The 18,367-nt window shown below is 37.2% G+C and carries 16 protein-coding genes, 1 tRNA gene and 1 pseudogene; 10 read left to right on the forward strand and 8 right to left on the reverse strand.

Going from position 1 to position 18,367, the window contains the following annotated elements:
• Positions 1 to 125 precede the first annotated feature (125 nt).
• From V6255_RS07620 to mutY, 3 genes are all read right to left on the reverse strand, one after another.
• Positions 126 to 201 (reverse strand) — tRNA-Phe (locus V6255_RS07620).
• A 241-nt stretch (positions 202 to 442) separates the two neighbouring features.
• Positions 443 to 712 carry an oxidative damage protection protein gene (locus V6255_RS07625; protein WP_341627609.1) on the reverse strand — a complete coding sequence of 90 codons (270 nt, stop codon included), beginning with the start codon at positions 710 to 712 and terminating at the stop codon, positions 443 to 445.
• Positions 713 to 715: 3 nt separating this feature from the next.
• Entirely contained in the window at positions 716 to 1,849 is a 1,134-nt protein-coding gene (gene mutY, locus V6255_RS07630; protein WP_341627610.1) for an A/G-specific adenine glycosylase, read from the reverse strand.
• 57 nt (positions 1,850 to 1,906) lie between these two features.
• Here mutY and trmB point away from each other — a divergent pair, with 57 nt between their 5' ends.
• The 3 genes from trmB to V6255_RS07645 all read left to right on the forward strand — a co-directional run bounded on the left by trmB (position 1,907) and on the right by V6255_RS07645 (position 5,557).
• Positions 1,907 to 2,653 carry a tRNA (guanosine(46)-N7)-methyltransferase TrmB gene (gene trmB / locus V6255_RS07635; RefSeq protein WP_341627611.1) on the forward strand — a complete coding sequence of 249 codons (747 nt, stop codon included), beginning with the start codon at positions 1,907 to 1,909 and terminating at the stop codon, positions 2,651 to 2,653.
• A gap of 233 nt (positions 2,654 to 2,886) precedes the next feature.
• Positions 2,887 to 3,480 carry a DNA-J related domain-containing protein gene (locus V6255_RS07640; protein ID WP_341627612.1) on the forward strand — a complete coding sequence of 198 codons (594 nt, stop codon included), beginning with the start codon at positions 2,887 to 2,889 and terminating at the stop codon, positions 3,478 to 3,480.
• A gap of 541 nt (positions 3,481 to 4,021) precedes the next feature.
• Positions 4,022 to 5,557 carry a serine protease gene (locus V6255_RS07645; RefSeq protein ID WP_341627613.1) on the forward strand — a complete coding sequence of 512 codons (1,536 nt, stop codon included), beginning with the start codon at positions 4,022 to 4,024 and terminating at the stop codon, positions 5,555 to 5,557.
• 255 nt (positions 5,558 to 5,812) lie between these two features.
• Here the strand turns inward: V6255_RS07645 and V6255_RS07650 are convergent, their stop codons facing one another.
• Positions 5,813 to 6,688: a LysR family transcriptional regulator gene (locus V6255_RS07650; protein ID WP_341627614.1), complete on the reverse strand. Its 876-nt coding sequence runs from the start codon at positions 6,686 to 6,688 to the stop codon at positions 5,813 to 5,815.
• A 189-nt stretch (positions 6,689 to 6,877) separates the two neighbouring features.
• On the opposite strand from V6255_RS07650, the gene V6255_RS07655 reads away from it, so the two are divergent.
• From V6255_RS07655 to V6255_RS07675, 5 genes are read left to right on the forward strand one after another with little or no spacing between them, the layout of a single operon-like run.
• Positions 6,878 to 7,942, forward strand: a complete 1,065-nt coding sequence (locus V6255_RS07655; RefSeq protein WP_341627615.1) for a TRAP transporter substrate-binding protein — start codon at positions 6,878 to 6,880, stop codon at positions 7,940 to 7,942.
• A 1-nt stretch (position 7,943) separates the two neighbouring features.
• Positions 7,944 to 8,477, forward strand: coding sequence for a TRAP transporter small permease (locus V6255_RS07660; RefSeq protein ID WP_341627616.1), 534 nt, complete (start codon positions 7,944 to 7,946; stop codon positions 8,475 to 8,477).
• Complete coding sequence (locus V6255_RS07665) at positions 8,474 to 9,754, forward strand: TRAP transporter large permease (RefSeq protein ID WP_341627617.1); 1,281 nt, start codon at positions 8,474 to 8,476, stop codon at positions 9,752 to 9,754. The genes V6255_RS07660 and V6255_RS07665 overlap by 4 nt, the downstream gene beginning before the upstream one ends.
• An 8-nt stretch (positions 9,755 to 9,762) precedes the next feature.
• Positions 9,763 to 10,416 carry a DUF2848 domain-containing protein gene (locus tag V6255_RS07670; protein ID WP_341627618.1) on the forward strand — a complete coding sequence of 218 codons (654 nt, stop codon included), beginning with the start codon at positions 9,763 to 9,765 and terminating at the stop codon, positions 10,414 to 10,416.
• Between the two features lie 36 nt (positions 10,417 to 10,452).
• Positions 10,453 to 11,766 carry an amidase family protein gene (locus tag V6255_RS07675; protein WP_341627619.1) on the forward strand — a complete coding sequence of 438 codons (1,314 nt, stop codon included), beginning with the start codon at positions 10,453 to 10,455 and terminating at the stop codon, positions 11,764 to 11,766.
• 164 nt (positions 11,767 to 11,930) lie between these two features.
• Here the strand turns inward: V6255_RS07675 and V6255_RS07680 are convergent.
• From V6255_RS07680 to V6255_RS07695, 4 genes and pseudogenes are all read right to left on the reverse strand, one after another.
• A pseudogene (locus tag V6255_RS07680) lies at positions 11,931 to 12,110 on the reverse strand (hypothetical protein); the annotation flags it as partial.
• 191 nt (positions 12,111 to 12,301) lie between these two features.
• Complete coding sequence (fecE, locus tag V6255_RS07685) at positions 12,302 to 13,066, reverse strand: Fe(3+) dicitrate ABC transporter ATP-binding protein FecE (protein ID WP_341627620.1); 765 nt, start codon at positions 13,064 to 13,066, stop codon at positions 12,302 to 12,304.
• Entirely contained in the window at positions 13,066 to 14,049 is a 984-nt protein-coding gene (locus V6255_RS07690) for a FecCD family ABC transporter permease (RefSeq protein WP_341627621.1), read from the reverse strand. Before V6255_RS07690 ends, fecE begins: the two co-directional genes overlap by 1 nt.
• Entirely contained in the window at positions 14,046 to 15,047 is a 1,002-nt protein-coding gene (locus tag V6255_RS07695; RefSeq protein ID WP_341627622.1) for a FecCD family ABC transporter permease, read from the reverse strand. The genes V6255_RS07690 and V6255_RS07695 overlap by 4 nt, the downstream gene beginning before the upstream one ends.
• Positions 15,048 to 15,338: 291 nt before the next feature.
• Between V6255_RS07695 and V6255_RS07700 the strand changes: the two genes are divergently transcribed.
• Together V6255_RS07700 and V6255_RS07705 are read left to right on the forward strand one after the other, a co-directional pair.
• Complete coding sequence (locus V6255_RS07700; protein ID WP_341627623.1) at positions 15,339 to 17,450, forward strand: TonB-dependent siderophore receptor; 2,112 nt, start codon at positions 15,339 to 15,341, stop codon at positions 17,448 to 17,450.
• A gap of 2 nt (positions 17,451 to 17,452) precedes the next feature.
• Complete coding sequence (locus V6255_RS07705) at positions 17,453 to 18,367, forward strand: Fe(3+) dicitrate ABC transporter substrate-binding protein (protein WP_341627624.1); 915 nt, start codon at positions 17,453 to 17,455, stop codon at positions 18,365 to 18,367.

The raw sequence follows: 18,367 nt of genomic DNA on the forward strand, positions 1-18,367 counted from the left end.
AACTGGTGACCTACTGATTACAAGTCAGTTGCTCTACCTACTGAGCTAAGTCGGCACATAAACCGTTCTGAGCTTTCGCTCTTATTATTGATTGAAATAAATCTTTTCAATAATATTTTAAATAATGGTGCTTCGTCTCGGAATTGAACCAAGGACACGAGGATTTTCAATCCTCTGCTCTACCGACTGAGCTAACGAAGCATCTTTTTTTACTTTTCAACTCTGTCTGAATCTTTTCGACTTAGCTAATAAAGTATTGTTTCATTCTTAATTAACTCTGTCTGTTTTTTCAGACCGAGTCAATGAAGCAGGAACGAGGCGTATTAAATAGATTTTAGAGTCTATCGTCAACCTATTTTTACAGATTTATTAAGTTTTTAACGTGTTTGCTTGTGCTTTGAACGTTAAATGCTTTAAATCTGAACACCTCGTTTAAGTTTAATTAATCTTTAGGTGTGAAGCCTTCAATCTCTACATCTTTATCTTCAAACAAATAACCGACCATTGCTTCTTGAATAAGTGCACGATCTTCTGCTTTCATTAGGTTTAATTTCTTTTCATTAATCAGCATTGTTTGCTTGTGTTGCCATTTCGTCCATGCTTCTTGGCTAATGTTATCAAAAATACGTTTACCAGTTTCACCTGGAATTAATTGAAATGCTAAACCTGGCGCTTCTTTTTTTAAATAAGTACAAAATACAGTACGAGACATTATTTATTCCTTGTGCGTGATTTTAGTAACGGTGTTTAATATCTTTTTAGTCGCCGCCGCTAATCCAACTTTTTGTGGTTGTTGTAAGTTATACCAAAGCTGACCATTATGTTCCATGATTTGTTCAGTTTCTTGCTGACTAAATTCAACTAATATTGGCGATATATCAAAATGATAGTGGCTGAATGTATGGCGAAAAGTCGCAAGCTCTGTTGCTTGATAATCAGTAATTCCAATCTCTTTTAAACTATTTAATGCCGATTCACTGTCGATAAATTCGGGGAAGCACCAAAGGCCACCCCAAATCCCCGTCGGAGGACGTTGAATAAGCTGTATAGACTTCTGTTTATTTCTTAATACCAACATCACTGCCGTTTTGGTCGGGATTTTTTTCTTAGACTTAGGTGTTGGGTACGCCGTCATACTATCGTCAGCTAATGCTAAACAATCAGTAGAGACAGGGCATTGATCGCACTTCGGTTTACTGCGAGTACAAATCATTGCTCCCATATCCATCATCGCTTGGTTAAATACCTTCGTATCTGTTTTAGGCGTGAGTTTATCGGCTAATGTCCAAAGTTGGTTTTCAACTTTCTTTTCACCTGTCCAACCTTCAATTTTTTGATGGCGCGTTAACACGCGTTTTACGTTACCGTCTAAAATAGAAAAGTGTTTATTCAACGTTAATGACAAGACAGCACCCGCAGTAGAGCGTCCGATACCGGGTAATGCAATCACATCATCAAATTCTTCAGGAAACTTCCCATCAAACTGGTCACGAACGATTTGTGCCGCTTTGTGTAAGTTGCGAGCACGTGCGTAATAACCTAAACCTGTCCAATGATGTAATACTTCATCAATAGGGGCATTAGCTAAATATGAAATTGAAGGAAAAGATCGCATAAACTTATTAAAATAAGGTATTACGGTCGCTACTTGAGTTTGTTGTAACATGACTTCACTAACCCATGTTTTATACAAACTTTTATCTAACTGCCATGGTAAGGTTTTACGGCCATGTTGTTGGTGCCAATCATTGATTCTTTGGCTAAAATGCAACTCACTCACTAGAAACTCTTCGATAATAATGGGGGGGCTATAGTCTAGCAGAGTTGCACAATTAATATAACATTGCATAATGCACTGCTAATTAGCCCAATTACAGTTATAGCTGATCAATTTAAAGGTAAAAAAATGACAGAGCATGACCAGTCTGCGACAGATAATGGAACAGAAGAAAACAACATTGAAAACACGAAAGAGAAATATATTCGTAGAATTCGTTCTTTTGTTAAACGTGAAGGGCGCATGACTAAACGTCAGCAAACTGCAATTGATGATCTATGGCCAACAATGGGCGTTGATTACCAAGAAAAACAAATCAATTTTAGTGAGTTATTTGGTAATGATAACCCTGTCGTATTAGAAATTGGTTTTGGTATGGGCAAGTCATTAATTGAAATGGCACAAAGTGCGCCAGAGAAAAATTTCTTAGGCATTGAAGTACATGGTCCTGGTGTTGGAGCTTGTTTAGCCGATGCGGGTGAAGCTGGCGTAACTAATTTACGTGTAATGAATCATGATGCGGTTGAAGTGTTAGAATTCATGATCCCAGATAAAAGCTTATCTACATTCCAATTATACTTCCCTGATCCGTGGCATAAAGCGCGTCATCATAAACGCCGTATTGTGCAACCAGAGTTCATTGAAAATATGCGTCCTAAATTAGCGATTGGTGGTGTTATCCACATGGCGACTGATTGGGAAAACTACGCAGAGCACATGTTAGAAGTATTAAAAGCTGCAACAAACTTTAAAAATACTAGCACAGAAGGTGATTATGCACCTCGCCCAGATTGGCGCCCACTGACTAAATTTGAATCTCGTGGGCACCGTTTAGGTCATGGCGTGTGGGATTTACTGTTTGAGCGTGTTAGCTAAGCTATGCTCGTTGCCATTCAAGGTGCAACATTTAGCAAGCGGTGAAGTGAACTGATTCTAGGCAGAAAGAGTCAACGCAAACGACTGAATAAAGTACCTTGAACGATATCGGGTATATATATCAAAGTAATACCTATATTAATTCAGCGTTTACTTAAAAGTTGACAAGTTAAGCGAGTATTGTTCATCATCAATGCTCGCTTTTTTATTGTTTACTTTTTAGGTTGTTGAAAATGACGATGAATCATCATATTGAAAATCCGTTAATTTGGCCGTTATTAACTTTAATTAAAGAGGCTCAAGAAAGTTGTCAAATTCATCATTTAGCGAGCGAGTTACAAAAAAAAGGGTTATTAAACGATTTAGATAATGACCCGAATAAAGCCTTGTTCAAAAGAAACTTCTTGTTGATGAATGCCTTGTATCAATTACAAGAAATACTATTACCTGCACAATGGTTGCAAGTTGAAGTAATGAACATCCTGCTACTTGAACATCCCCCCACTAATATTGCTATTGCATTAGATAAAGAAGGTGCATTACGTAGGTATTATTTAGATTGGCATAATTTTGAAACAAACGCTGATGAGATAGAAGCGATGTTGACTGGTTTTTGGGATCGTTATCATCAAACCATTACTCCTGCTATCAACTCAATTGATAAAGCGAATGCATTCAAGGTATTTGGATTGAATCATGATGCCTCACCACAACAGATACGCCAACAATGGCGACGGTTAGCGCTTGAGTTACATCCTGATAGAACCAACGGAAACAAAGAAAAATTCCTGAAAGCCTGTGAAGCATGGCAAGTGTTAAAAGAATAGCTTAGTTACAAAGAATTATTTACAGGGGGACTTAATTTTTTAAAATTTCCTTTTTTTTTGCACAATTTTGGGTTTTCTTAGTGCTATGATCTACGTCTGTATAATTCGAACTAATAAGTTTTAATCGCTAGTATTACCACAGAATGCTTCATATCAAACTACCTTTACAATAAGCAAAATGACAATGGTTTCATCACTAAAATTTATTTACTTATTACGATAGCGATGGCCGTATATAAACATAAGTTTTTCGCTTTATCAGTAGATTCTTGGTTTACTCGATATGATAAAGATGTCCGTATTAGCTGAGGGTGATAAACCTTTTACTTAAGAAAGATTCAGTCAAACTCAAGGGAACTACAGAAAAAGTAAGCAATACCAATGAACTCTTAACTGAGAGCTATTAAACGTAATGAGTTCTTTTTTTTTTGCTAACATGCGCTTTATTAATAACGACTTACTGATCAAAGGTAATTAAATGTGTCATTTTTTCATGATGAACTAGACTCTTTTACCGTCCTTATATGAAACATTACATACAATGAGTAATACTACTATGGCGTTATCCACTAAAATATATTCGTTTTTTACCTGTTTAGTCAGTTTCTTATTAATATTTTCATCTCCATCTTCTGCTGAAGATAATTATCAAAGTTATTCATTAAGGTTTTCTACTGAAGTTGATAACACAACAGATACTGATAGTAGTAGTTATTCGACGAGTATTTCCACTTACATCATTGGTGGAGATGATGCTGTTCGAGAATATCCTTGGATGGTGGCGCTTTACAAATCGGGTAATTTTATTTGTGGTGGCGTATTAATTAGCTCTAATTGGGTGGCAACAGCTGCCCATTGTGTTTATGAAAGTGATGACGAAGATGGTAATGCAACGGCTTACGACGCGTCCTATTATAGCCTTGTTATTGGCGAGTCTACGCATTACTCATCAATAAGTTTAGCGGAGTCTGCGGGTGTTACAGTTCATAATTTGAGTCGTGTTGTCATTCAACCTAATTATGATGACGATACGGTTGATTATGATGTTGCATTGCTTGAATTAGATGCTTCTTATTACCAGCCTGGACCTGCCCTTACGATAGCGACTCAATTTAATGCGATTGAGGAAGGCGATTTACTGACTACGGTTGGTTACGGTGTTTTGTCGGTAGATGATAATGCAACATCAGCAGAAAAAATTCCAACAACCTTACAAGAAGCTGATTTGCCTTATGTACCTGAAAACCAATGTTATTGGAGTTCATATAATAGGACGACAGACAACATGTTTTGTGCAGGTTATTCAGACGATACGAATATTGATAGCTGTTCAGGTGACAGTGGTGGTCCTGTATTTAAAACGCTTGATGGGCAATTAAGCTTAGTGGGTTTGGTTAGTTGGGGAGCTTCAACTTGTTCAGACAATCCTGGGGTTTATACCAATATTAGTAACTTACGTAGCTGGATTTTAGAGAATATTGACGGATTGCAAGTGGTTGAAGAAGGTGTTGCTCGATACGATAGTGATCAAGGTACTTTTTCTGAAGGTTTGATCAGCGTTTATCAATACGGTTCAAATCTAGAAAGTTACTTAGATATTAATGGTTTAACGTTTGATGATGATACTTATGCAGATAGTTTAAGCGTTAGTGATCACTGCAGTAATACTTACCTCTATTCAACTGTAGATAACGAAGCAAGTTGTCAAATGACATTCGATTTAACAGATGTGATTGACGAAGATACTTTGTTTAAAGCCACCTTACTAGTGAACGACGATAGTGAACTAATAGTGGAAGATGACTCAAGTGATGATGAGGTTATTGTTTCAGGTGATAGTTCAAGTGACAGCGCAGATGATGACTCAACTGATACTGACAATACTGATGATACAACAGACAGCGATGTTACTGAGTCAACGGATGTTACGACAACGTCATCGAGCAGTTCTAGCGGTGGTAGTTTAGGTTTCATCTCTTTATTTGCATTGGGTTTGGTAGCTTGGCAGCGTAGAAAGCTGATGCTTTATAATTATATAATGAGTGATAAAAATAATGACTACGAAAAAACAATATAATGGAAATTTAGTTACCGTTTTTTAGATATTACTTTTTATGTGAGTTCGTTAGAATATAATTCTATGCTCTACAAATAATAAAACCTCCTTTATTAAATTAACTTAAATGCGCTTTATTTCAGTGTAAATAAATTGATATATTTTTAATTTAATAGATTTAAAGCTCATTTTAGGTAATTTAAATATAATATTAAATGGCTTTTAATATTATAAATTAAAGCTATTGTCGAGTGTGCTTTACCCTCTTAAAATTAATTATGTGGTCGAACTAGAATATTTATTAGCAATCTCTGCAGCTAAAATAGCTGTTTTATGTGTGATTTCAGATCGTGGATCATTTAAATATGATGCGGTAAAAAGTATATCGTTAGGTACCCATCCAGGATCAAATACTTTAATTCGTTGATCATTTATAAAACGTTGTGCAAGTTGAGCTGGCAATGCACCAATGCCAATTCCAGAAGCTATCATTTCAAAGCTCGTTGAAAGAGAATTTGAAGGAAATATTTGCCCTAAGGAGCCATAACGATGCATTAGTTCCGATACAATATCTTGATAAGGACGGGAGAGTCGAGAAAATGAAAATATAGGTGATTTAGAAAGGTCTGGTGACTCCTCATTAATACTACAAAACCAGTTTAATTTAAATTTAGGCAGTATAATATTCTCAACATTACCTTCTGGTAGTGGCCCCATCAAAAAAGCTAAATCTATATTCCTAGATAATAATTGTTCTCTTAAATTAATTGTTACATCGACTGAAAGTTCGATAACTAGTTTAGGATATAGTTTTCTTAATGCAGCTAGGAAATCGGATAGCCATGATTGTGCAACCGTTTCTGCAACCCCAATACGAATAAGGCCTTTCACTTCTTCAGTTGGTGTTAATTCTGATTTTATTAGCTCCATATAAGATTCTATTTTTTCTGCATGAGACCTTAATAAAATACCTTCTGTCGTCAAAACAACACCTGTTTTATGACGTTCAAAAAGTTGTACTCCTAACTCACTTTCTAGCGCATATATACGAGCTGAAATAGCTGGTTGAGATAAATTCATTTCATGCGCCGCTCGTCTAATTACACCAAGTTTTGCGACCCATAAAAATGTTTTTAATTGATCGAATGTCATATTTTTTTCTCATTCTTTAATTTTATTAAATATTTACGTGAAAGGTTTAAGTTATCAATAATGATAAAATAATATAGTTTGACATTATCACGTTTAAACTCGAAACTGAATTCGAGTCTTAAAGAGGTTAGAAAACACTCAGAGTAAAGTTAATATTTTAAAAAACTATTGATAAAGGAAGAGAATATTATGACCAAATGGAATTCAAAAAAAATTATAGCTGGTTCAGTTTTTAGTGCGATATTATCCATGAACGTAAGTGCAAGTGAGACACTTTCTATAGTAGGAAGCTGGAGTAGTTTACCGCTTAATAAACTTTACGAGAATCCTTTTTGGAATGAAACCATTCCAGCTGATAGTAAAGGTGAATTTAAAGTTACGATGACAACCCTTGATCAAATGGGTATTGGTGGTTCTGATGTATTTCGAATGCTTACAGATGGTGTTTTTGATATAGGTATGACTTCCGCCGATTATGCTGTCTCAGATACACCAGCTCTGGAAGGGTTAGATGTTCCGTTAATTGCAAATACTGCGTCTAAAGCGAAAGAAGTTGTCGATGCAGCTAGACCAATGATAGATGATATTTTTAAAGATACTTTCAATGCTAAAGTCTTAGCGATTGTTCCTTATCCTCCTCAAGTTGTTTTCTGTAATGCTGAAGTTAAATCATTAAGTGATCTAGCTGGTTTAAAAATTAGAGCATCCGGACGTATGACGGCAAAATTTTTAGAAGCGCTTAATGCTCAAAGTGTCAATATCGGGTTTGGGGAAGTGCCTGGAGCATTACAACGTGGTGTTATTGATTGTGCCGTAACAGGTGCTGGTTCTGGCTATAGTGCTGGCTGGTGGGAAGTAACCACACATTTGATGAATCTACCACTTGGTGGATGGGATCCTGTCGTAACTGCTATGAATCTGGATAAATGGAATTCATTAAGCGAAAAAAATCAGAACTTTATTCAAGAGTCAGTTAAAAGTAAATTTGAAAAGCCAGTCTGGGACTCTGCTCAAAGTGCTTTAAATGATGATATTGCTTGTTTAACAGGCAACGATAATTGTTCTAAAGGAGATGTTAGAAACTTAACATTAGTCGAAATATCTGAGCCAGACATGCTAAAAGCGAAAGATATTTTAGAAAGTAAAGTACTACCAGAGTGGGCTGAGCGCGCGGGAAGTGAGTGGATTCAACGATGGAATGAAACTGTCGGACAGGTAGCGGGTATAGAAATTTCAGCGAATAAGGCTCAATAGTATGATTCGCATTATTTCTTTTTTAAAGAAAATTAATAATGGGATAGCAGTTATCGCAGGTCTAGCTTTGTTAGCCTGCATTACGCTTATTATCCTTGATATTGTATTAAGAGAGATCGGAATCTCTTTTAGTGGGTCAGAAGAAATTTCTGGTTATGTAATGGCTGCTGTTACTAGTTGGGGGATATGTTATGGATTGACCGCTAAAGCGCATGTTCGAATTGATTTTTTACGTGAAAAAGGCAATTTATTAATTAGCTCCTTATTCGATTTAATCGCTTTAGCTGCACTATCTTACGTGGCAGTTTATTTAGCATATTATGCGATACCAGTATTAAGCAAAACTCTCAAATCTGGTGCGTTATCAAACACGGCAATGGAGATCCCTCTTTATTTACCTCAAAGCATTTGGTTAGCTGGATGGATCTGGTTTGCTATTTCTTCTTCTGTACTGTTAATCATATCAATAATATTAGTTATCCAAGGTAAATATGAAATTGTGGATAAGAATATCGGCACTGGAGGTGATTTATGATTTTATTTACTTCAATGGGACTGTTGGGATTATTAGCTCTTTCTATCCCAGTTGGTATTGTATTGTTTTTATTGGCTTTTGGCGTAGATACTTTTTTTAGTCCTTTTCCTTTAATGAGGGGGTTAGGGCAAATAGTCTGGTCATCATCAAATAATTCAACGTTGATAGCGATTCCTTTTTTTGTCTTAATTGGTGAGATTTTACTTCGTAGTGGGGTAGCTCAAAGAACTTATGCCGCTTTGAATACATGGGTATCTTGGTTACCGGGTGGATTGATACATGCCAATATTGCTACCGCAACAATGTTCTCAGCAACCTCTGGTTCTTCTGTCGCTACAGCCGCTACAGTCGCAACGGTCGCTACACCACAAGGTGAAAAATTAGGTTACGACCCTAGACTTTTTACTGGCTCTATAGCCGCTGGCGGGACTTTAGGTATTTTAATTCCCCCTTCGATTAATTTAATTGTTTATGGTTTCTTAACCGAAAGCTCTGTTCCTAAGTTATTTTTGGCAGGTATTGTCCCTGGTATGATGATGGCGCTGCTTTTTATGGCTATTACTATTGTGTTATGTAGTCTTTATCCTAAATTAGGCGGTCCAAAACAACATAGCTCTTGGTCTGAAAAAATTGTTGCTCTCAAATCTCTTTCACCCATTCTTTTTCTATTTTTAAGTGTTGTCGGCTCTATTTATATGGGGTGGGCAACGCCAACCGAAGCTGCTGCTATTGGTGTCGTTATTTCATTAGTGATTTCGTTTGCTTACTCAGTTATATCAACTGAAATGTTAATTAAAAGCTTAGTTGGAACGGTTAAAATAACATCAATGATTATGTTAGTCGTTATTGGTGCTTATGTACTTAACTTTGCATTAACAGCTTCAGGATTTGGGAGAGCTCTACAAGAACTGTTACAAGGATTGGGGTTAAGCCCTATCGGTACTTTATTAGTTATTATATTAACTTATATTATATTGGGATTTTTTATTGAAACGCTGTCACTAATGGTAGCGACAATTCCTATCGTTGTTCCAATCATTATTCAAATAGGCTATGACCCAATTTGGTTTGGCATATTAATGATTATTTTGGTTGAGATGGCTCTAATAACCCCTCCAGTCGGTTTGAACTTGTATGTCGTTAATTCGGCTCGTAAAAACGGTAAAATGGCAGATGTGATTATAGGCAGTATTCCTTACGTCCTAATCATGTTGTTTATGGTTTTCTTACTCATCATGTTCCCTAGTCTTGCTTTATATTTACCAAACAACTATTAAGGATTTATATGTTATTTACTATTAATGGAATTGAAAGTGATTTTAAAATTAATCATCTTGTTATTGCAGGTTGGACAGCAAGAGATCAAAAAGCTGTGCAGGAGCACATTGATGAATTAGCTGAAATAGGTGTCGCTCCACCTTCAAATGTGCCGCTTTATTACCGTGCTTCTAATTTATTAGTCACTCAGGATGATTTGGTTGAAGTGGTTGGAGAAGGGTCATCAGGAGAAGTTGAACCATTAATCATTAAATCAGGTGGTAAATTATTTTTAGGTATCGGCTCTGATCATACTGATAGAGAGTTAGAGGTACAGTCAGTTGCCTTTTCTAAACAAATTTGTCCAAAACCAGTTTCTAGCCAACTGTGGAATTTTGAAGAAGTAAAAAATCACATTGATAAGCTTGAAATGCAATCATGGTTAGATGAAGGAAAAGGCTGGACGTTGTATCAGACAGGTACATTGGCATCTATTCGACCTTTAATGGAGCTTATTGAAAAAGCAGATTTGAAAGAAAATAGTGCAATGTTATGTGGTACTTTTGCTGCAATAGGCGGAGTACGTAAAACACCAAAATTACGAATGTCTCTTTTTGATCCTGTTTTAAATCGTAAGATAGAAGCGCAATACAATACCGTCGAATTACCTTCTGTAAAATAAGTCGGCATAATATTACCTATTTCAGAGAGTTTTATAATGAAAACATTATCTAAATTTCCTTGGGAAGAACGTGATTTAGCAATGCAAATAGCTAAATCTCAAAAGCTTATTGAGAGCCAAGCTAGTAATATTTTTACCGAATTATTTGATATGTATGAAGCATCAACTTCTTCTGGTTTAACTAATAACTCGGTAGGCGAACAATATTTAAAAAATGCGATAATATCAGTTAAAGATTTATTTGATGTAAAAGGCTATAAAACAAAAGCTGGCTCTACTTTTTTAAATGATGTCGAGCCTGCAATTGAAGATGCAGATGCAGTAAAAAGCTTACGTAACGCGGGCGCTGTGTTTTTGGGTCATACTAATATGACCGAACTAGCTTATTCTGGATTAGGGGTAAATCCACATTACGGTACGCCACTAACGCCGCTTTATAAAAATGAAAAACGTATTGCAGGTGGCTCAACAAGCGGAGGGGCTGTTTCAGTTGCCTTAGGCGTTGCCGATATTGCGTTAGGCAGTGATACAGGAGGGTCGTTGCGGATCCCTTCTGCATTCTGTGGCGTTACTGGGTTTAAACCTTCTCAAAATAGTGTTTCTAGAAAAGGAAGTTTACCGCTTTCTTCAAGCTTAGATAGTATCGGACCGATAGCTAATACAGTATCTGAATGTGAAATAGCATGGGCAGTGATGTCTAATACTGTTGTGAATAATCCTGTCGCGGAACAGGCGCATTTTGTTGTACCTAGTAATTTTGGTATGGATTTACTTGATGATAAGGTAAAAAAAGCATTTCTAGAAGTCGTTAACATTTTGAAGCAGACTCCTGGAGTGCGAGTTGAAGAGAGATCTTTACCTTTTTTAGACAGTTATAAATTACTCCCTGTGTGGCAATTCTCAGCGTTCGAAGCAATGAATTATTATACTGAAAATTATAGTATCGATCTTGATGAGCTTGATCCGAGAGTCGCTAGTCGTTTAAAGCGAGCAAATGCGATTGATGAAAAGCAATTTTTAGTTACCTGTGAACAAAGAAAGTTATTAATAGAAAGGTACAAAACAGAAGAAAAAGAGGCTGTATTATTATTGCCGACTGTTGCGATATTACCTCCTAAATTAGATCAATTAATTACTGATGAAGATTATGATCGTACTAATCTTTTATGTTTACGTAATACGACTTTAGCAAATGTGCTTGATGGCTGTAGTTTATCTTTACCATATCAATATCAAGGTGATCATATTGGCGTAATGTTGACGGCTAGTAATGGAGATGATAACAATCTACTATCATTATCTAAACTGTTAGAGAGTATTATTCTTAAATCTTATTCTGATACGAAATAAAAATAACATTAAATAATATAAAGCCTCAATTGAGGCTTTATATTATCCCTATCCCTATCCCTATCCCTATCCCTAAATATCTTTATTTTTTAAATCAATATTATAAACCGCAAAACCTAGCGCATCTTTTTCATTACGTTTGGTTAATTTACGTTGTGTATTTTCTGTAATAAATCACCGTTATCAACCAGTAATGTATTGTCTACTTTGGTACGTGCAATGTTAATAAGGCTAGCCGTTCGAGCAAGGCCGATAGTGATATCTTGCTTTGTTTGATAATAATAATAATCATAATCCATGGCATTGGCATGAATATCAGATGTTTCAAGGATACGTAATGTAGCTGAGTAACTATCATTAGTGGTATCACTAACCTATCAAGTTGAAATTAAATGTTATTTTTAAACTCTTTTAAAACCATGCTTAACAGCTATTAAAAAGAACTAGGAACAGTTTAAAATAACTTAAGAATATCTAAAAATAGCTATGAGAAGTTAAAAATAATCAGGCATGTTTAAAAAGTGGCTAATAACCTTTAATAAGCAACACACATTGGTGTGTCAGCGATGGGATCTTTAATGACTTTTGCTTCAAGTGAAAATACATCGCGTAAAAGCTGCTCTGTAAATACTTCTTCAGGTTCACCTTCTGCTATCACGGCACCTTCTTTCATCACCACTAAATGATCACTATATCGGCAAGCTTGGTTAAGGTCGTGTAATACCACTATCACGGTTTTTCCTTTGTTTTTCATTGCTTGCATTAACTTCATTAATTCAATTTGATGGGATAAATCTAAATAAGTGGTTGGCTCATCAAGCATGATGATGTCAGTGTCTTGTGCGAGGATCATGGCTATCCATGCGCGTTGTCTTTGGCCACCAGAGAGTGATTCAACGGCTTGCGTGGCAAATTCACTAACTTGCGTTTCTTGCATCGCCGCATTAACGATATTCTTGTCTTGGTCGCCTAATTTTCCCCAATGAGAAATATAAGGCGAGCGTCCGTATTCAACTAAACGTTGTACCGTAATGCCTTCTGGGGTAATTAATATTTGTGGCAATAAAGACATCTGCTGCGCTAACTGTTTATCGGCATAGCTGCTTAATGGTTGGTTATTGAGTAAAACTTGCCCTGCATTAGCTTTATTAATACGAGCGAGTGCTTTTAATAAAGTAGATTTACCGCAGCCGTTAGGGCCAATTAAAGCCGTAATCTTTCCCTTTTGTAGTGTCAGGTTAAGATCGTTGATGATGACTTTATCACCGTATGCAATCGTGAGGTTTTCAGTTGAAATCATTACCAAGCCTTATAGCGTTGCAGTAAAAAAATAAAGTAGGGCGCACCGATTAAGGACGTTAATACACCTGCAGGTAATTCTAAAGGAGGTTGTAAACCGCGTGCTAACGTATCAGCAATAATCAACATTAACCCGCCAAGTAGCGCAGAACTTGGAATAAGATATTTATGATGATGTCCAAATAACATACGTGCAAGATGTGGTGCTAATAAACCAATAAAGGCGATGGTACCTGCTACTGCAACACTAATACTGGCGAGTATCACCGCAGTTAACAATGCCATTAATTGTAGTTTTGATGGGCGAATACCTAAGGACGTTGCACAATCTTCACCAAGTCCCATCACATCAAGGCGCCATGCTAGCCAAAAAGCAAAGGGGATAATAACTGCTAACGTTCCCCAAATAAGAGGAACTTGTGTCCAGTTTCGTCCCCATAAACTACCTGTTAACCACACCATGGCCGTATTAATTTCAATAGGGTTTACAATCATTAAAAAATCGATGCCGCTTGATAAAAAGGTACTGATCGCGATACCAATTAATGCCAATCTCATCGGCGTTGGGCGGGTTTTGTAAGCAATGAATAAAATGATCGCGGCGGCGATTAACCCACCTGACAGTGCCGTTAATAATAATAAATAAACCGGGGCAGCAGCATAAAAAACTAATAAAGTCGTTGCAGCTAACCCTGCACCTGCACTAATACCCATTAAGTCCGGAGAAGCGAGAGGGTTTCTAATCACACCTTGAATTAATGCGCCTGATAACCCTAACCCTGCGCCGACACCCAGGGCGAGAAAAATTCTTGGTAAACGGTATTGGTTAATAATAAAGTCATATTCACCTCGCTCGAATAAGGTGTGAATGATATCTGCCATTGAAATATCTGATGCACCAACAAATAAACTGGTGATAGCAAATAACAGAACCAATGAAGATAAAATGAAAAAATATAATGACGGTAACTTCATCGTTTTCATGACATTTTATTCCGAATGGTCAGGTACACAAAAAATGGAGTGCCAATTAAAGCAGTGATCACGCCAACCGGTGTCTCTGCAGGAAAAGCAATACCGCGCGCCAAAGAATCAGCCCAAGCAATCAGACAGCTTCCAATTAATGCACTAACAGGTATGAGTAATAGAAAGTTATTATTAACCAGTCGTCTCGCAATATGCGGCACTATTAGACCAATAAATCCAATCGGACCGACAACAGCAACGCTCGACGCAGTTAATAAAACAATCGCGATACAGGATAAAAAACGGGTTAATCTAATATTGATACCTAAACTAACGGCAATATCGTTACCTAATGCTAAGAGATTTAAGTTTTTAGCAACATAAAATGCAATTAACAAACCCAACAAGCTGGTGGGCCATAATGACTGCCAATCCTGCCAATCGATATTAGCCAGTGAACCTGATAACCAAGTAATCACACTATAAGCTCTTTCATCGGCTAAAATAACGGCGGCACGGGTGACACCAATTAATAATGCGTTAATGGCAATGCCTGCTAGTACCAATTTTAAAGGGTTAGCGCGATCAGAGAAAAAGCCACCTAATAAAATAACTAAGCCCCCACTCACCACTCCTCCAACTGCCGCAGCGAGTAAGGTCGAAACGTCCCCTAAAATATGTATACCAATGCTCGATAAAGCAATGAAACAAGCAGCGCCTGAATTGATACCTAAAACAGAAGGTGAGGCAAGAGGGTTACGTGTTAGCCCTTGCATCAAAACACCCGCGACGGCGAGATTTGTGCCAATCAACATACCTGTTAATAATCGAGGAACACGGGTTGTCGCCAGTATTTGTTGCTCGATGCTGGTGTCATCAAAGTGAAATAAGTAAGCGTATACATGTGAGAAATTTAGCGAAAAGCTTGACCATGCTATTAGTGAATAACTGAATGTTAATACTAAAAGGATAGGCACAATCAACAATGCAATGTAATGACGAGTAGAGAGGAACATGATCTGTGGTTTACCTTACATAAGATTTAATCGTCATTTATTTGTTAAGGCGCAACGATAAAAATCAGCATAACCCATAGATTGAGCATTCTATTTTAAATGAAAATAACAATCAATATCAAATAAAAGTATTATCTCAAGCAAAAAGGCTTTTGGGACTTGCAGATGATATAGCTTATCAATATCATTCGCAAATGGGGTCATCAATAAACTAAATGAACCCGAATATCTTATGTAGAAGGCCGTAAACGGATTTTCTCTCAACTTACACTATAACAATGAGCAGCCTCAATGAAATTTGCTATTAACCCTGTCACCCAAAGTCTTGTCCTGATTTTAGGATTATCATCGTACAGCTATGCTGAAGAAGTAACAGAACTCGATACCATGATTGTTGTTGGTCAGCAAAACTCTTATCTAAATCCAGAAGTTAGCACGGCGACTAAAAGCAATGTTGATCCACTAGATACGCCACTAACGGTTAACGTTATTAATCAGCAATTTTTAGAAGATATTAGAGCTGAGTCATTGGAAGATGCTTATGGTTACACTACTGGCTTAAGTCGTTCGGGGACTAACGCAAATAGTTTTACCTTACGTGGTATTGCTTCTGACCTTAACTCTATCCAAGTCAATGGTTTACCTGGTTTAGCTTCTCGTTTTGGGTCGCCTACCACAGCAAATGTTGAGCAAGTAGAAATACTAAAAGGCCCTGCATCTATTCTATATGGTCAAATTCAACCGGGTGGTTTAGTTAATATCATCACTAAAAAACCACAAGATGTTGCCTCTCTTCGTTTTGATGTCTCTAGTAACAGTTATAGCACTGGGGTAAGTGAATTCGGTGAGGATAACAGTTTTACTGGGACCGTCGATGCAACTGGGCCACTTAACGATCAAAAAACGTGGTTATATCGTTTTATTGTGAGCGCTGAAGATACTAACTCATACCGTCAAGATGTTGATACTCAAAATTACTACTTATTCCCAACATTAACCTATCGTCCGAATACCGAGACTGAAGTGACTTTCGGCTTAGAACTGCAGTCGGAAACGCGTGTACCTGATGATGGTTTAGCTGTGTTAAATCATGATATCAACCAAATTTCATCCTTTGATACACATTACCAATCCGCTGATGATACTGCTGAAGATAAAGGGTTGGTGGCTTTTGCGACTTTCAATACGATGGTCACGGATAATTTTGATGTGACCGTGGATTGGCGAAGTGTGTGGCATGAAGATACGCGTTCAGTGTATGAAACAAGAAGCGTAGATAACGATACAAATACCGTTACGCTACGTGATCGCGATAATGAAAACGAACGTCAATATCATTTTGTTGATGCAAGAACCACAGGTAGCTTATGGTGGGGTGGTGTAGAGCACCAATTACTAGCAGGTGTTAATGTTGGGTACGAAGAGCGAGATTTTAAACGTCAAACGAATCCGACAAGCGATGTTGATTTCTATGACCCAGATGATTTAACGAGCCGAACAGGTAATTACACCACTTTAAACCACCGCGTGACTGAATTTGTTAACTACGGTGCTTACCTTCAAGACACTATTTATTTAAATGAGTCTTGGACGTTAATGGCGGGTTTACGTTATTCACGTCAAGATGTGGATTTTGAAAGAGTCGATACAGGATTTACAGATTCTAGCTCAAGTGATGCATTTGTGTCGCAAGGCGGTATTGTGTATCACCTAACTGAAGCGACTTCATTGTACGCAAGTTACGGAGAAAGCTTTAACCCAAATAGCATTGAAGACAAAGATGTAAATGGTGATAACTTTGATCCAGAAGAAGGGCGTCAATATGAAGTTGGGGCTAAAACTAACCTATTTAATGATAAAACTAATCTAACCATTGCTTATTTCGATATTAAAAAGACCAACGTTGTTGAAGAAAATTTAGTGACTGGTGAAGATGAGCTATTAGGTGGCATTAAAAGTACAGGTGTGGAAGTAGAGTTGTTAATGATGCCAGTGGAAAATTGGCAGATTAAACTAGGTTATGCTTACGTCGATGCACGAATCTCTGATAATCCAGATGACAATATCGAGGGGAATCGTACTCCAGCAAGTGCATTGCATGATGCATATGTTTGGACTAAATATAACTTCCCATACCAAATTGCTAACGGGACGGTCGGCACAACATTAGGTGCTAACTATGAAAGTTCTCGTTATACCGATGAGGACTCTACTGATCGCGTTAAGCTACCTGGTTACACTACTTTTGACCTTGGTCTGCATTATGAAATTAAGCAATATCGTGCATCGTTGAATGTTGAAAATATATTTGATGAAACCTATTACATTGCAGGTTCTTCAGATAGTAGTATTTACGGAGGTGACCCACGTAATATTACCTTTAGTTTATCGGGTAAATTCTAATTATGTTGGTAGCCGTTTTTCAGCGAATAATTTTAACGTTGATACTGATTTGTAGCGTATTTTCGGTGCAAGCCAGTATTGAAGTGAAGCATGAGTTAGGCACCTTGGTATTACCTGGCGCGCCTAAACGTATTGTCGTATTAGAATATTCTTTTATTGATGCGTTAGCGGCTATTGGCATGTCACCGATCGGCGTTGCTGATGATTTAGATCCTGAGCGAATTATCCCAGAAGTACGAGATTTACTAGAACCTTGGACGTCAGTTGGGATGCGTTCACAACCTAGCTTAGAAGTGATTGCTAGGCTAAAACCAGATTTGATCATTGGTGATGTTTATCGACACCGAGTAAGTTATGAGGATCTTTCAAAAATTGCGCCGACTATTTTACTAAAAAGTCGAGGTGAAAGTTATTTAGATGCACTTAAATCAGCTGAAATTATTGGTAAAGCCGTCGGTAAAGAGCAGGAAATGCTTGATCGTATAGCGCAACATAAACAGTTAATGGATGATTATCGCCTACGATTCAATAATGCTGAGACAATGCAATTTACGACGGTTAATGAACGTGGAATGTGGATGCATGGGCCATTATCTTTTACTGGTAGTTTATTTAATTATCTCGGATTAAAAGCTGCGTTGCCTGATTTAAAAGACAGCCACTTAATTCAAGCGAACTTAGAAGTATTACTGCGTGTTAACCCAGACTGGTTGTTTTACGTAAGAAGTAAGCCAGTTACTGTACTTGAAAGCTGGGAACATAATCCATTATTTAAACTATTAAAAATTAGCAAAACCCATCAAATGGTAGAAGTCTCATCTGCACTTTGGTCTCTTAATCGCGGTATGTTGGCGGCAGAGGGGATTGCTAAAGAGTTGGATAATATCGTTAATAATAAATCTAAACCTGACTCTTAG

The sequence above is a fragment of the Psychromonas arctica genome, assembly GCF_038155225.1.
Classification (GTDB): domain Bacteria; phylum Pseudomonadota; class Gammaproteobacteria; order Enterobacterales; family Psychromonadaceae; genus Psychromonas; species Psychromonas arctica_B.